Annotated in this window: 13 protein-coding genes; 9 read left to right on the top strand and 4 right to left on the bottom strand. The window is 39.8% G+C overall.

The window, feature by feature from the left end; translation table 11 throughout:
* Positions 1 to 56 precede the first annotated feature (56 nt).
* Positions 57 to 2,285: a primosomal protein N' gene (locus AWW73_RS10515; protein ID WP_062849604.1), complete on the bottom strand. Its 2,229-nt coding sequence runs from the start codon at positions 2,283 to 2,285 to the stop codon at positions 57 to 59.
* Positions 2,286 to 2,433: 148 nt separating this feature from the next.
* On the opposite strand from AWW73_RS10515, the gene gspF reads away from it, so the two are divergent.
* The 4 genes from gspF (at position 2,434) to AWW73_RS10495 (ending at position 5,204) form a co-directional block, all read left to right on the top strand.
* Complete coding sequence (gspF, locus tag AWW73_RS10510; RefSeq protein WP_062849603.1) at positions 2,434 to 3,639, top strand: type II secretion system inner membrane protein GspF; 1,206 nt, start codon at positions 2,434 to 2,436, stop codon at positions 3,637 to 3,639.
* 20 nt (positions 3,640 to 3,659) lie between these two features.
* The gene (gene gspG / locus AWW73_RS10505) at positions 3,660 to 4,109 is read left to right on the top strand and encodes a type II secretion system major pseudopilin GspG (RefSeq protein WP_227513998.1); all 450 of its coding nucleotides are present in this window, start codon (positions 3,660 to 3,662) and stop codon (positions 4,107 to 4,109) included.
* 267 nt (positions 4,110 to 4,376) lie between these two features.
* Positions 4,377 to 4,721 (top strand): hypothetical protein, encoded by a 345-nt coding sequence (locus AWW73_RS10500; protein WP_016144198.1) that lies wholly within the window; start codon positions 4,377 to 4,379, stop codon positions 4,719 to 4,721.
* A 144-nt stretch (positions 4,722 to 4,865) separates the two neighbouring features.
* A complete protein-coding gene (locus tag AWW73_RS10495; RefSeq protein WP_016144199.1) occupies positions 4,866 to 5,204 on the top strand; it encodes a tRNA-binding protein in 339 nt (112 codons plus the stop codon).
* A gap of 1 nt (position 5,205) precedes the next feature.
* Here AWW73_RS10495 and lnt read toward each other — a convergent pair whose 3' ends face one another.
* The gene (lnt, locus tag AWW73_RS10490) at positions 5,206 to 6,765 is read right to left on the bottom strand and encodes an apolipoprotein N-acyltransferase (RefSeq protein ID WP_062849602.1); all 1,560 of its coding nucleotides are present in this window, start codon (positions 6,763 to 6,765) and stop codon (positions 5,206 to 5,208) included.
* Positions 6,762 to 7,601, bottom strand: coding sequence for an HlyC/CorC family transporter (locus AWW73_RS10485; protein WP_002114976.1), 840 nt, complete (start codon positions 7,599 to 7,601; stop codon positions 6,762 to 6,764). Before AWW73_RS10485 ends, lnt begins: the two co-directional genes overlap by 4 nt.
* Before the next feature lie 184 nt (positions 7,602 to 7,785).
* On the opposite strand from AWW73_RS10485, the gene tusA reads away from it, so the two are divergent.
* Both tusA and AWW73_RS19085 read left to right on the top strand, forming a co-directional pair.
* The gene (tusA, locus tag AWW73_RS10480) at positions 7,786 to 8,043 is read left to right on the top strand and encodes a sulfurtransferase TusA (protein WP_057104858.1); all 258 of its coding nucleotides are present in this window, start codon (positions 7,786 to 7,788) and stop codon (positions 8,041 to 8,043) included.
* A 132-nt stretch (positions 8,044 to 8,175) separates the two neighbouring features.
* On the top strand, positions 8,176 to 8,556 hold the full coding sequence (locus tag AWW73_RS19085) for a hypothetical protein (protein ID WP_016144201.1): 381 nt from the start codon (positions 8,176 to 8,178) through the stop codon (positions 8,554 to 8,556).
* 43 nt (positions 8,557 to 8,599) lie between these two features.
* Here AWW73_RS19085 and AWW73_RS10470 read toward each other — a convergent pair whose 3' ends face one another.
* Entirely contained in the window at positions 8,600 to 10,312 is a 1,713-nt protein-coding gene (locus AWW73_RS10470; RefSeq protein WP_061874200.1) for an electron transfer flavoprotein-ubiquinone oxidoreductase, read from the bottom strand.
* A 187-nt stretch (positions 10,313 to 10,499) separates the two neighbouring features.
* Between AWW73_RS10470 and AWW73_RS10465 the strand changes: the two genes are divergently transcribed.
* The 3 genes from AWW73_RS10465 (at position 10,500) to AWW73_RS10455 (ending at position 13,145) form a co-directional block, all read left to right on the top strand.
* Positions 10,500 to 11,111, top strand: coding sequence for a DUF1285 domain-containing protein (locus AWW73_RS10465; RefSeq protein ID WP_016144203.1), 612 nt, complete (start codon positions 10,500 to 10,502; stop codon positions 11,109 to 11,111).
* Between the two features lie 46 nt (positions 11,112 to 11,157).
* The gene (murI, locus tag AWW73_RS10460; RefSeq protein WP_057105404.1) at positions 11,158 to 12,024 is read left to right on the top strand and encodes a glutamate racemase; all 867 of its coding nucleotides are present in this window, start codon (positions 11,158 to 11,160) and stop codon (positions 12,022 to 12,024) included.
* 116 nt (positions 12,025 to 12,140) lie between these two features.
* Entirely contained in the window at positions 12,141 to 13,145 is a 1,005-nt protein-coding gene (locus AWW73_RS10455; protein ID WP_057105403.1) for a DUF4062 domain-containing protein, read from the top strand.
* Positions 13,146 to 13,188 lie beyond the last annotated feature (43 nt).

Below are 13,188 nucleotides of genomic sequence, written 5' to 3'. Positions count from 1 at the left end.
GTCTCTTTTAAGTTTAAAGCCAAAAAGGCTTCTTCACACCATGATATTCAAATCATCTAATTAAATTCTTGCGGATCAACATCAATTGATAGTCTGAGTTGATGCTGACGCGGTGCATGAACCAATTGTGACCACCATTGTCTTAAGTAAAAATGTAGGCGAGCACGGTCAGCAGACAAAATCACCATATGTGCGCGGTAACGTCCCGCTTTACGCTCCATAGGAGCTGGAATAGGTCCCCAAATATCAACAATTTCACCAGCCACTTGACGAAGTTGCTCGGCAGCTTCATTTAAAAAATGTAAGGTATAGTCACGGTCTTTGGACTCTGCACGTATCAGTACGGCATAGCGATAAGGTGGCAGCAATGCGACTTTACGTTCTGCAAGCGTCTGTTTGGCAACCGCCCGATAATCTTTTTCGATGAGTGTGGTGAGTAAAGGGTGATCTGGTCTTAAGGTTTGTAAGTAAACATGGCCTTTATGTTCGCCACGGCCTGCACGTCCCGCGACTTGTACAATTAACTGCGCAGTACGTTCTGGCGCACGAATGTCGACACTCAGTAAGCCTGCATCAATATCTAAAATAGCAACTAAGGTGACGTGTGGAAAATGATGGCCTTTTGCCAACATTTGAGTGCCGAGCAAAATTGTTGGTTTGTTTTGGTGAATACGATCATAAATTTTTTGCCAGCTTCCGACACGACTCGTGCTGTCACGGTCAACCCGAATCACCTCATGTTCGGGAAATAATTCTTGTAAGTGTTCTTCGACCTTAGCTGTTCCAGCACCCAAGGTTTTTAGGCTTTTTTGCTGACATTCAGGGCAATGGTGTGGCAAGCGATGAACAGTACCGCAGTGGTGGCAGTGTAAATAAGAATAAGGCTGAGTATGCAAAGTAAAATGTGCATCACAATGCGGACAATTTGCTTGCCAGCCACAGCTTTCACACACCAGTACAGGTGCATAGCCACGACGGTTTAAAAAGATTAAAACTTGCTCTTTTCTGGCTAGGGTGTTTTTAATTTGTTCTATTAAAGGCTGGCTAATTCCATGCTGTTTTTTGACAATTTTAAGGTCAATCAAATGCATTTTAGGTAAAAGCGCATGGCCTGCACGTTGGTTAAGCTGAAGCGCTGTTAATTTGCCAGTTTCGACCAAATAATAACTATCGATGCTTGGAGTTGCTGAACCTAAAATAACAGGGCAGTTTTGTAAGTGCCCACGGTACAGGGCGACATCACGTGCATGGTAGCGGAAGCCTTCTTGCTGTTTATAAGACAAGTCATGTTCTTCATCTAAAATGATTAAGCCTAAACGCGGTAGTGGCGTATAGATCGCTGAGCGCGTCCCTAGAATAATAGAGGCTTTACCAGTTTGTGCCTGTTGCCATGCTTGTAAACGTTTAGAGTCATTTAAGCCAGAGTGCAAGAGAGCAATATCACAATTAAAACGAGACTTAAACCGAGAAATGGTTTGAGGAGTTAAACCAATTTCGGGGACCAAAACCAAAACTTGCTTACCTTGTTTTAGCACTTCGTGCATGATGTGCAGATAAACTTCAGTTTTACCACTTCCAGTTAAACCATCTAACAAGAAGGCTTGGTACTGATGTTGCGCGTTTACAACGTGCTGGGTTGCCTTCTTTTGGTCTTCATTGAGTGTAAGCGGCATTTGTGCCAATTGAACAGGCGATGGGCTAAAGTCGTGTGGTTCAAGTGTGCAGTCTACCAGTCCTTTCTTTTGAAGCGCTTTAAGAGTAGCAGTTTCTACACCACTTAAATTAAGAATATTCTCTGTAGTTCCGGCAGGGTGTAACTTTAAAATCTGATAAGCATCTTGTTGCTTAACAGAACGTTTGAGAAGTGCTTCAACATTATCACATGGTGTAATTTTCCAAAGATGGAACAAAACATCCATCGGTTTGCCCTGACGTAATAATGCAGGTAGGGCGGTTTGCATGACCTCACCAATTGGAAATTGGTAATACTGGGCTGACCATGTCAATAAACTTAAAACTTGTTCGTCTAAAATAGGCTCATCATCTAAAAGTTCAGAAATGTCTTTAAGTTGAAATGTGCCTGTAAATGATTCATTTGGGTTCACTTTTTCAGTAATGATACCAATCAGGTTTTGGCGTCCAAATGAAATAGCGACGCGTGAGCCTACGTGAGCCCGTTCATATTGTGCTTGGGTGAGTGTATAGTCAAAAGTGTCGTACAGATGCACAGGTACGGCTACACGCACACGATAAACAACTGAATCAGGCTTTGGCGTTATGGTCATAGAGGCTCATTTCGTCAATTTTAAAAAACGGCATAGCGTCGTGAAGAGGACTTGGGTATTCTACACAGGCTATAGAACGAATATGAATGATTGCGTAGCATAGATGCAACAGCAGCGACTATTATTTTTGGAAAATTAGAACATTACCATGCCTGCATATCAATTTACTGCCATTGATGCTTCAGGGAAGCAGCAAAAAGGAGTGCTTGAGGGAGACTCAGCGCGCCAGATTCGCCAACAATTACGTGATAAAGCATGGACACCAATTAGCGTTGACCCTGTTGAACAAAAAGATAAACATCAGAGTCAGGGGTTATTCCAAAAAAAGTTCAGTGCTTATGATTTGGCGCTCATGACCAGACAACTTTCGGTCTTGGTTGCTGCTGCTATTCCACTTGAGGAAGCCTTACGCGCCGTGAGCAGACAAAGTGAAAAAACACATGTGCAAAACCTTTTATTATCTGTACGTTCTCGAGTCTTAGAAGGGCACTCACTCGCGCAGGGTATGCAGCAGTCTGGACGTTTCCCTGACCTGTATATTGCAACGGTTGCTGCTGGCGAGCGTTCGGGGCATTTAGATCTCATTTTAGATCAGCTTTCGGATTACACCGAAAACCGCTTTGCCATGCAAAAGAAAGTTCAGGGTGCCATGATTTATCCCATCATTTTAATGCTGATGTCTTTTGGTATTGTGATGGGTTTAATGACTTATGTTGTGCCAGAGATTGTAAAAACTTTTGATCAAAATAAAGATGCTCTTCCGTGGATTACAGTCGCTTTAATGAAAGCGAGTGATTTTATTCGCCATGCGTGGGTGTTTATTATTCTTTTTGCAGTAGTAGGTGTTATCGCATTCATTCGGTTCTTAAAAACCACTGCTGGACATTATGCTTTTGATCGATTAACACTCAAATTGCCATTATTCGGTAAACTGTCACGTGGTATTAATGCTGCAAGATTTGCCAGTACCTTATCTATTTTGACTCGTTCAGGTGTCCCTTTGGTTGATGCCTTAAAAATTGGTGCAGCAGTAACCAATAACTGGGTCATACGCGACTCAATTGCTCACGCGGCTGAGCGTGTGACAGAAGGTGGTAACTTAGGTACGCAACTTGAGCGCAGTGGTTATTTCCCACCAATGATGGTACAAATGATTCGAAGTGGAGAGGCATCAGGCGAGCTGGACCGCATGTTAGAACGAGCATCGACCATGCAAGACCGTGAGGTGACGACATTTATTTCAACCTTACTGGCATTACTTGAACCGCTTATGCTGGTTTTAATGGCAAGCATTGTACTGGTTATTGTAATCGCGGTTATGCTGCCAATCGTAAATATGAACAATATGATTTAATCACTTTGATATTAGAGATAATGATGAAAGTACAAACTATGCAACGTAAGCGAAATAAAAACTCAGGCTTTACCCTCATTGAAGTCATGGTAGTAATTGTAATTTTAGGCGTGTTAGCTGCTTTAATCGTACCAAATGTCATGGGGCGTAGTGAAAAAGCCAAAATTGATACGACTCAAATTGCATTAAAGGGTGTAGCGGGAGCTTTAGATCAGTACAAGCTTGATAACGGGCATTTCCCAACCATGCAAGAAGGCGGGCTAGATGCTTTGGTTAACCAACCAGCTACAGCGAAAAACTGGATGCCAGGTGGTTATGTAAAAGGTGGTTATCCTAAAGACAGTTGGAAAAATGATATTCAATATGTCATTCCTGGGGCAGATGGTCGAGCTTTTGACTTGTACTCATTTGGAGCGGATGGCAAAGAAGGCGGTGAAGGTAATGATGCAGATATTTATTATCAACCTTAATTAAAATGTAATGGAGATTATCAATTCAGTTAAAAAGATAAAATGATAAATGTGAATTGATAATCTCTCTCAATCAGTAAAATATAATAACTAACTGAAAAATATAAATTAAAGTTAATATCAATATTTGAGATTTATAATAAGAATTATTCCCATATTTAATAGTTACAAGAAAGTTAAAATGTGGAGGAAAATAAGCTATATATTTAAATGAAAGCTTTGCATAATAACTAAAAAGCACTTTATCCAATTAAAAGGAGAGATTAAATGAAAGCATTTCTCATATTAGATGAACTGACTCAGTTTCATTGGGTAATGCTCAAGTCTGTCCTATTGATTTTGGGTTTATTGCCGATTGCTGAAGTTTTTTTAAAGTTATGGCTGAGTACAGAGGGAAGTAGCCAAATCATGATTGGCTTCTTTGCACTAAGTATTGTGAGTGCATGGTTAATGGTGAGTTTCTTCACCGCATTAAAAGCGAGCGTCTGGCAAGTTAAACAAATATCTACTCAATATGAGCAATTACTTTTTAAAGCTTATCGTTATCTACCTATGGTCTTTTTATCGAGTTTAGTTGCTTATTTATCTTTGCAATTATCGATTGCTTTTTAATAATATTTTAAAACCAAATTTTTAGATAAAACGTAGACTAAACATCTACGTTTTATTTTTTAACTGAACTTAAAAATAGGGTGTTCCTTCATTTGTACATATTATATGCTTCAGATCAGCTATCTAAGAACATGAGAAAAGTAAATGGAACAAATCGAGTGGAATGATTTTTTAAAAGTAGAGCTTCGCGTTGGTAAAATTATTCAAGCTGAGGTTTTTGAAAAGGCGCGTAAACCTGCTTATATTTTGCATGTAGATTTTGGTGAAGAATTGGGTGTGCGTAAAGCAAGTGCACAGATTACCAAGCTCTATCAACCACAAGATTTGGTGGGTAAATTAGTCGTTGCTGTAGTGAATTTCCCTAAAAAACAAATTGGACCTATCCAGTCAGAATGTTTAGTGACAGGGTTTCATAATGCAGATGGTGATGTAGCACTTTGTATCCCAGAGTTTGAAGTGCCTCTGGGTACAAAGTTATTATGATTTAGCGACGAGATTTAAAAGAAATGTCAACTTTACGTGGGCGATAAACCCAACCTAAAATCAGCAGTAAGACCGCAAATCCTAAAATTGGATAATCACCTAAACGGTTATAAAGAGTTTGGCCTTGCATAGCAGGTAAATCGCCTCTCAAGACAAACTCTTTATCGATTGGTGCTTGTTCAGTGATATGACCATTTTGATCAATAAACGCTGTTACACCTGTGTTGGTTGCACGAATAAACCAGCGGCCATTTTCTTTCGCGCGCATCTGCACCATTTGTAAATGTTGCCAAGGCCCAGCAGTACCCGTAAACCAAGCATCATTCGATACAGTCACCAAGAAATCACTGTCTTCTGCATTACGTCTTGTTAGGTTCGGATAAGCCACTTCATAACAAATTGCAGCAGCAAGCGCATGCCCTTTAATTAAAAGTGGTTTCTGATCACTCTCACCACGTGTAAAACCGCTCATGCTAATGTCATTTTGCATGGCTGGTAATACCCAAGAGAGTAAACCTGAAAGAGGAATATATTCACCAAATGGAACAAGACGCTGCTTTTTATAGAGTCCGCTTGAATCGCTGCCAGATGCCATAATACTGTTGTAATACAGCGGGCTACCAACTTGATGTGATTTCGCAAAATCCCAGTAAGGAATACCAGTTACCCAAGCTGTATGGTTCTTTTTCGCTTGTGCATCCATTGCATCCAAAAATGGTTCAATGTCAGTTTGGAAGAGCGGAATTGAAGACTCAGGCCATACAATTAGGTCACGGCCCCATTCAGATTGTGTCAAACCAGCATAAATTTCTAATGTTCTAACTTGGTATTCAGTCAGCCATTTTAAATCTTGTGGAATGTTACCTTGAATGAGCGAAACGCTAAGTGGTTTAGCCGCTTTAGGTTTTACAAACTGTATATATGATGCTCCCCATGCACCCAAAACTAACAGGGCAGAAGGGATAACCCAGAAAACACGTTTACGCAGAACTTCAACTAAAGCACATGCTAATACAATGACGACAAAGGAAATAGCATAAATACCAAATAGCGGTGCATAACCATCGAGTAAGCGTTCAGTAAAAGCGTAACCTACAAACAACCATGGGAAACCTGTAAATACCCAAGTTTTTGCCCATTCGAAAACAATCCAAAGTGGGGCAAAAGTAAGTGGTGTTTCAGGGAAGAAACGTCGGTAAACCCATGTTTGGAATGCTGTAAATAAACCCATCACAAGGGCCATAATAGCAATCATACATACGCTTAGAAATGCATTGGTATCGCCATATACATGGATAGAAGTATAGAGCCAGAAAGCGCCTACAAACCATAAACCAAAGCCATAGCTCCAACCAATAGCAAGGGCTTGTTTAGCTGAGCGCTTATGTAGTGTTGCATAGAGTAGGGCTGGAGATAAAATTGCCAACCACCACCAATAGTAAGGTGCCAGTGAAAAACTGAACACGGCACCTGAAAATAAAGCAATGAGTAAAGGAAAAATTAAAGGAAGCTGTTTTTGTTGTTGCGAAGAATCTAACAGCTTTTCAAAGTATGCTCTCATTGACGTACAGCTCGAATCAGATGAATAGTGCGGGCATCTGCTTCAACGATTGTAAATAACCAATTTCCAAGCTCAACAGTTTGACCTTGTAAATCACTTACCAGACCAATCTCTTGAAGCAATAAACCGCCGACAGTTTCTACTTCATCATCAGAAAAATCAGCATCTAAAACAGTATTGAAATGTTCGATTGGTGTAAGTGCTTGCACCATCCATGCATTTGCTACCGTATGGTCATTGTCAGGAACAATGTACTGAGCATCTTCATCGACAGTGTCATGCTCATCTTCAATTTCGCCAACGATCTCTTCAAGAATATCTTCAAGCGTAACAAGACCTGCTGTTGAGCCATATTCATCAATCACAATCGCAATGTGAGTCTGAGTATGTTTCAACATACGCAATACCTGATCGGAACGCGCACTTTCAGGAACAAACAACGGTTGACGCATGAGAACTCGAATATCGACTTTGGTATTCGGTTCAGTTAGAAACGGCAACAAATCTTTTGCGAGCAAAATCCCGACAACATTGTCTGGCTGATCGGCAGAGAAGACAGGAAAGCGTGAGTGAGCAGACTCAACCAGTACATCAAGAATATCAAGTAATTGATCATCTTCTTGTAAACTGATCATTGCTGTTCGTGGCGTCATGACTTCACGAATTTTTGTAGCTGGAAGGTCAAGAACGCCTTCAAGCATAGCAACAGTATCTGGTTCTAAAAAGCGGCGTGAATTTTGGACTAATTTTAATAATTCATCACGGGTTTCTGGCGCTGTACCTAACCATTTTCGTAAGCCTCGCATTCCCCACGACGGACTTGGTTCCTCTTGCATGATCTTTCCTAAAGACTCAATGTATCAAATGAATAGACAGATCATACCGAAGAAAAGATGCTTATGCATCTATAAAACAAGCTAAAAGACAAAACGTATATTGTTATGTAAAAGCCAGTTACAGTTAACAGCTCAGTAATTTGTTTATGCTAAAATGTGAAAATTCTATTTGTTCGAGTTTGTCATGTCAGAACAATCTATTTCACCTACTGTTCAACTTAATACACGAGGTTTACGCTGTCCGGAACCTGTCATGATGTTGCATCAAGCCATCCGCAAATCTAAGTCTGGGGATGTTGTTGAAGTCTTCGCAACAGATAATTCGACCTCGTGGGATATTCCTAAATTTTGTATGCATTTAGGCCATGAGTTGTTGTTGCAAGAAGAACGCTTAGATGAAAATGGTCATAAAGAATTTCATTACTTAGTGAAGAAAGGTTAATAGAATAATAAGGCTTCTAATAAAGATGATTAGAAGCCAATAATAATTCAAATTTAATTTGAAATGATAATTTTTTACAAATAAGAATCGTTATATAATTTATAAAATTAAGTATATAACTGACGTATAAAAATGAATGAATATTTTGTGAAACGAAGCTTGTTTATTTTTCTTTGGTTTTTCTCAATTGCTCTTTTATTACATACAGAAACTTCTTGGTTATCTGAAACCGCCGCTATTATTATTTTATTAATCCTTATTATATTAGGTTCTGTTCTACTTGGTTACAGAAATACATCTTTTGCTCCTGAACCTAAGATAAAGATGAGTTTGATTCTGCATACAGGGTTTATGGGGCTTATGTTAATTCTTGATTTATTATTTAGTAATTCGGTTTGGTACTTCGATTTAGCGCGAAACTTTGGCTTTCTTGGCTTATTTTTATTAGGCACATTTATTTTCTATAAAAAGAATTTTAATTTAAACGTAGCAAAAATACCGCCTTTTCAATAAGCGGATTCCAATAAAAAAGCCCCGAATAATCGGGGCTTTTTTATTACATATTAGGATAATTCGGACCACCGCCGCCTTCAGGCGTTACCCATGTGATGTTTTGAGATGGGTCTTTAATGTCACAAGTCTTACAGTGAACACAGTTCGCTGCGTTAATCTGGAAGCGTTTAGAACCATCATCATTTTCCATGATTTCATAAACACCAGCAGGGCAGTAGCGCTGTGCAGGCTCATCCCATTTTGGTAAGTTCACATTCACTGGAATTGAAGGATCAGTAAGCTTCAAGTGAGCTGGCTGGTTTTCTTCATGTACAGTGTTTGAGATAAACACAGAAGATAAACGGTCAAATGTAAGCTTGCCATCTGGTTTTGGATAGTTTGGCTTAAAGCTTGTTGCATCAACAGTTTTTAATGCAGCAAAGTCTTGCTTCAAATCATGTAAAGTGAATGGTACTTTAAAGACATTCTGGTCGATAAAGTTAAATGCACCACCCATCCATTGACCAAATTTATGCATTGCTGGGCCAAAGTTACGAGAGTTATAAAGTTCTTCTTTTAACCAGCTGTTGTTAAATTTGTCAGTGTAAGAAGTTAATTCTTTAACGAATAAATCTTCGCCTTCAGTAACACGTGCAATCGCAAGATCACCGCCTTTTTCTACACCCGCAGCAATCGCTTCAAATACAGCTTCACCACATAACATGCCTGATTTCATGGCAGTGTGTGAGCCTTTGATTTTTGCAAAGTTTAAGAAACCTGCATCATCACCAATCAAGCAACCGCCCGGGAAAGTTAATTTAGGCAATGAGTTGAAACCGCCTTTCACTACAGCACGTGCGCCGTAAGAAATACGCTTACCACCTTCTAAATACTGTTTAATCAGTGGGTGAGTTTTCCAGCGCTGCATTTCCATAAATGGATACATGTGTGGATTTTCATAAGACAAGTCCACGATCATACCCAAAGTCACTTGGTTGTTTTCAGCGTGATATAACCACCAGCCACCTGAAGAAGCCGTTTCTGCTAAAGGCCAACCTGCACCGTGCATGACTAAGCCTGGCTTATGTTTTGCTGGGTCAATTTCCCAAAGCTCTTTAATCCCGATACCGTAATGTTGAGGATCAGCATCTTTATCAAGGTTGTATTTCGCAATCAGGCGTTTACCTAAGTGACCACGGCAACCTTCAGCAAAGAGGGTATATTTCGCGTGTAGCTCATAACCTGGTGTAAAGTTATGCGTTGGCTCACCATCTTTACCAACACCCATGTCGCCAGTTTGAATACCTTTTACAGTACCATCTTCGTGGTAAAGCACTTCAGATGCAGCAAAGCCAGGGAAGATTGAAACTTCTAGTTCTTCAGCTTTTTGACCTAACCAGCGAACAACGTTACCTAACGAGATAACATAGTTACCATCGTTGTGCATGGTTTTAGGAACCATCCAGTGAGGAACTTCTTTTGAAGTGGTGTCTGAAAGTAAGAAGAATGTTTTGTCTTCAGTTACAGGGACATTAAGAGGGGCGCCTTCATCTTTCCAGTTCGGAAAAAGTTCATTGATGGCACGTGGCTCAAGCACAGCACCAGACAAGATATGCGCACCTACTTCAGAGCCTTTTTCAACTACACAAACAGAAAGATCGGGTAAGTTTTTTTCAATCGCTAATTGACGGATCTTAATCGCAGCAGATAGACCTGCAGGTCCTGCACCTACGATGACAACGTCAAACTCCATCGATTCACGTTCGATGTGTTCCATGTAGGACTCCTCAATACTTAAAGGTGGCAACCGTCATATTCAGAAAATTCGGTGCTGCCGTGAGTGTTTTAATCCATAGGCGCAAATATGCTATTGTGCCTTTTATCGTTTGGGCTAGTATAGTTTTAAACCATGATCTAGCCAATTGGCTGAGTCGTAACATTTTTTCGTCAGCAAGGCATAAACTATGGTAAATCAAAATAATTCACCATCGGATATGGGAAAAATACCGTTATCTGATGATAAAAACTTAATGAACATTGCACAATACTTAAAAGGTGTACAGCAAAGTCACAAAAGGTCAATTCCACCTTTAGAGCAGTGGCATCCAAAGCATTGCGGTAAAATGGATTTGACGGTGAAATCCAATGGAGAATGGTGGCACGAAGGTCAATTAATCAAGCGCCAAGCTCTATTAGATCTGTTTACCAAAGTCCTATGGAAAGAAGAGGGTAAATTCTACCTGAAAACCCCTGTAGAACAAATTGAAATCGAAGTTGAAGATGAACCTTTATTAGTCAATCAGGCAGATCAGGTCGAAATTTCAGGTGAGCAGTTTTTACAACTAACTACGACCAATCAAGACGTGATTTTAGTTGATAAAGAACATCCAATTTTTATGCGGGAATATGCAGGGGAGTTGCGTCCTTATGTGCATGTCCGTTTTGGAATTAATGCGCTGATTCAACGTCAGGCTTTCTATCATTTGGTGAACTATGGAACACTGATTGAAAATGATAAAGGAGAAACCATTTTAGAGCTAAAAAGTGGTAATTTGCTATTGCAATTAGGCACTTGAGGTTTAAGCTTTAGGGAGTGAAATTTTCTGACACTTCAGTACAGCTATGACCGCCATACAACCTTTATTTTCCGAGCTAGAACCTATGCCTAAAGCATCAGCAGATGCCCCAATTGGTATTTTTGATTCGGGAATTGGAGGAATGTCAGTTGCAGCAGAAATTGCCAAACATTTACCAAATGAACGTATTGTGTATTATGCAGATACTGCCTACGTTCCTTATGGTCCTCGCTCTGATGAAGAAATCAGAGAACTCACTGCTCGTGCTGTTGATTGGCTATATCGTCAAGGCTGTAAAATTGCAGTCGTAGCATGTAATACTGCTTCCGCATTTAGCCTTGATCATTTGCGTGAGCATTATGGTGAACACTTTCCAATTGTGGGATTGGTTCCAGCATTAAAACCTGCCGTATTACAGACACGTTCTAAAGTGGTTGCTGTGTTGGCGACACCTGCTACTTTTCGTGGCCAACTCATTAAAGATGTGGTCGAGAAGTTTGCTATTCCGGCAGGTGTTAAAGTGATGACTTTAACTAGCCTTGAACTTGTTCCTTGTGTCGAGGCAGGTCAGCAAATGGGTGAGACATGTTTAAAAGCATTAAAAGAAGTTTTACAACCCGCTGCTGAGCAAGGTGCCGACTATTTAGTGCTCGGTTGCACGCATTATCCTTTCTTAAATGAGGCAATTCATCATCTTTTTGATAACCAATTCACACTGGTTGATTCTGGGTTGGCAGTTGCCCGACAAACAGCCCGTATTTTAATAAAAAATGAGTTATTATGTGACCAAATAGGTCAGAATGTTGCACGTATTGAATGTTATGTCAGCGGTAATAATGCTGAGGCACTGCAACCTGTTTTACAACATATGATTCCACAAGAGTTAACTTGGACACTTCATAATCTGAACTGATCTTTTAGCATCATTTAGAAAGTAGTGTTTTTTAGATTTATTATTTTATTTGGGGCGGTTCATGATCTTGGCTGATATTAAGTCACGGATAGATCATGGGGCGAAAGGGTATTGTTATGCTCGATACACGCTATCAGATTTTTATTTCAACATCCGGCCGCGACATGCAGCCAGAGCGGATGGTTCTGTCTCAAACCTTGGTAGGGATGGGTTTCTTTGCTTGGGGATTAGAGCATCGAACACCTCTAACCACTACACTTGCACGTCGACAAATTGATGAATGTGATTATGTAATCCTACTTTTAGGCAGCCAGTATGGCGAACAGTCGATTTCTGGTGCGAGTTATTTGTCTTTAGAATATGAATATGCGTTAAGTCAGGCTAAACCCATTATTGTGTTCATGCATGAGCAACCTGAAAGTCGTGAAATACATTTACAAGAAACACATCCACAGCTTAAAGATAAATTTAGCGCATTTAGAGAAAAGTTATTACTTGATGCAAACCATATTTTTTACTTTAAAAGCCTTCGTGACTTAGAGCTAGCCGTCCGTTTAAATATACCTTTAATGGTTGAGCAGCATATGGGACAAGGTTGGGTTCCTGCTCATCAAGCTCATCACTTAGAAGATGAAATTAAATTATTAAAAAGTAAAATTTTACAGTTAGAACAACAGTTAGCAGAGTCATCAACTCAAGTAAATGAAGTTGCTCCGCAAGATGTTTTTGCATTTGAATATCAAATTCAAGCATTTCAGGACGGCAATTTTAAAGAGCTGAAACGACAACGACAAATGACGTGGTCCCAGTTGCTAAGCATATTGGCAAAGCAGTTTGAAACAGCGATGCCAGAAGAAAATTTTGGAACATGCTTGAATGAATATTTAAATCAGGCAGGCTTAGAGGATGCTCGTCAGGAGTTACCTCGCGCACATGCTGTTGCCTGTGCTCAGATTAACCATAAGGCATTGTTTCGGATTAAAAAGCAAATGCAATCACAAGGCTGGATTGTTCCAACTCAAATTGAACAATCCTATAGCTTATGGAAAGTTACAGCTAAAGCTCAAAAGATATTACTTAGCTATAAATGGAACCATCGAGGCATTCGATTAAAAGCTTAGAGCGATTCAATTTATATATGACAATAAAAGCTGTTACATTAAT

This window comes from Acinetobacter lactucae (assembly GCF_001605885.1).
In the GTDB taxonomy this organism is placed as follows: domain Bacteria; phylum Pseudomonadota; class Gammaproteobacteria; order Pseudomonadales; family Moraxellaceae; genus Acinetobacter; species Acinetobacter lactucae.
The sequence above is the reverse complement of the archived record's forward strand: the minus strand, read 5'-3'. Positions and strand labels throughout refer to the sequence as shown.

Excerpts from the sequence above, each read along its gene's own strand:
- AWW73_RS10495 (WP_016144199.1), top strand. The coding sequence starts at position 4,866 with ATGGAACAAATCGAGTGGAATGATTTTTTAAAAGTAGAGCTTCGCGTT.
- lnt (WP_062849602.1), bottom strand. The coding sequence starts at position 6,765 with ATGAGAGCATACTTTGAAAAGCTGTTAGATTCTTCGCAACAACAAAAA.
- AWW73_RS10500 (WP_016144198.1), top strand. The coding sequence starts at position 4,377 with ATGAAAGCATTTCTCATATTAGATGAACTGACTCAGTTTCATTGGGTA.
- AWW73_RS10515 (WP_062849604.1), bottom strand. The coding sequence starts at position 2,285 with ATGACCATAACGCCAAAGCCTGATTCAGTTGTTTATCGTGTGCGTGTA.
- AWW73_RS10455 (WP_057105403.1), top strand. The coding sequence starts at position 12,141 with ATGCTCGATACACGCTATCAGATTTTTATTTCAACATCCGGCCGCGAC.
- gspF (WP_062849603.1), top strand. The coding sequence starts at position 2,434 with ATGCCTGCATATCAATTTACTGCCATTGATGCTTCAGGGAAGCAGCAA.
- gspG (WP_227513998.1), top strand. The coding sequence starts at position 3,660 with ATGATGAAAGTACAAACTATGCAACGTAAGCGAAATAAAAACTCAGGC.
- AWW73_RS19085 (WP_016144201.1), top strand. The coding sequence starts at position 8,176 with ATGAATGAATATTTTGTGAAACGAAGCTTGTTTATTTTTCTTTGGTTT.
- AWW73_RS10465 (WP_016144203.1), top strand. The coding sequence starts at position 10,500 with ATGGTAAATCAAAATAATTCACCATCGGATATGGGAAAAATACCGTTA.
- murI (WP_057105404.1), top strand. The coding sequence starts at position 11,158 with ATGACCGCCATACAACCTTTATTTTCCGAGCTAGAACCTATGCCTAAA.
- AWW73_RS10470 (WP_061874200.1), bottom strand. The coding sequence starts at position 10,312 with ATGGAACACATCGAACGTGAATCGATGGAGTTTGACGTTGTCATCGTA.
- AWW73_RS10485 (WP_002114976.1), bottom strand. The coding sequence starts at position 7,601 with ATGCAAGAGGAACCAAGTCCGTCGTGGGGAATGCGAGGCTTACGAAAA.
- tusA (WP_057104858.1), top strand. The coding sequence starts at position 7,786 with ATGTCAGAACAATCTATTTCACCTACTGTTCAACTTAATACACGAGGT.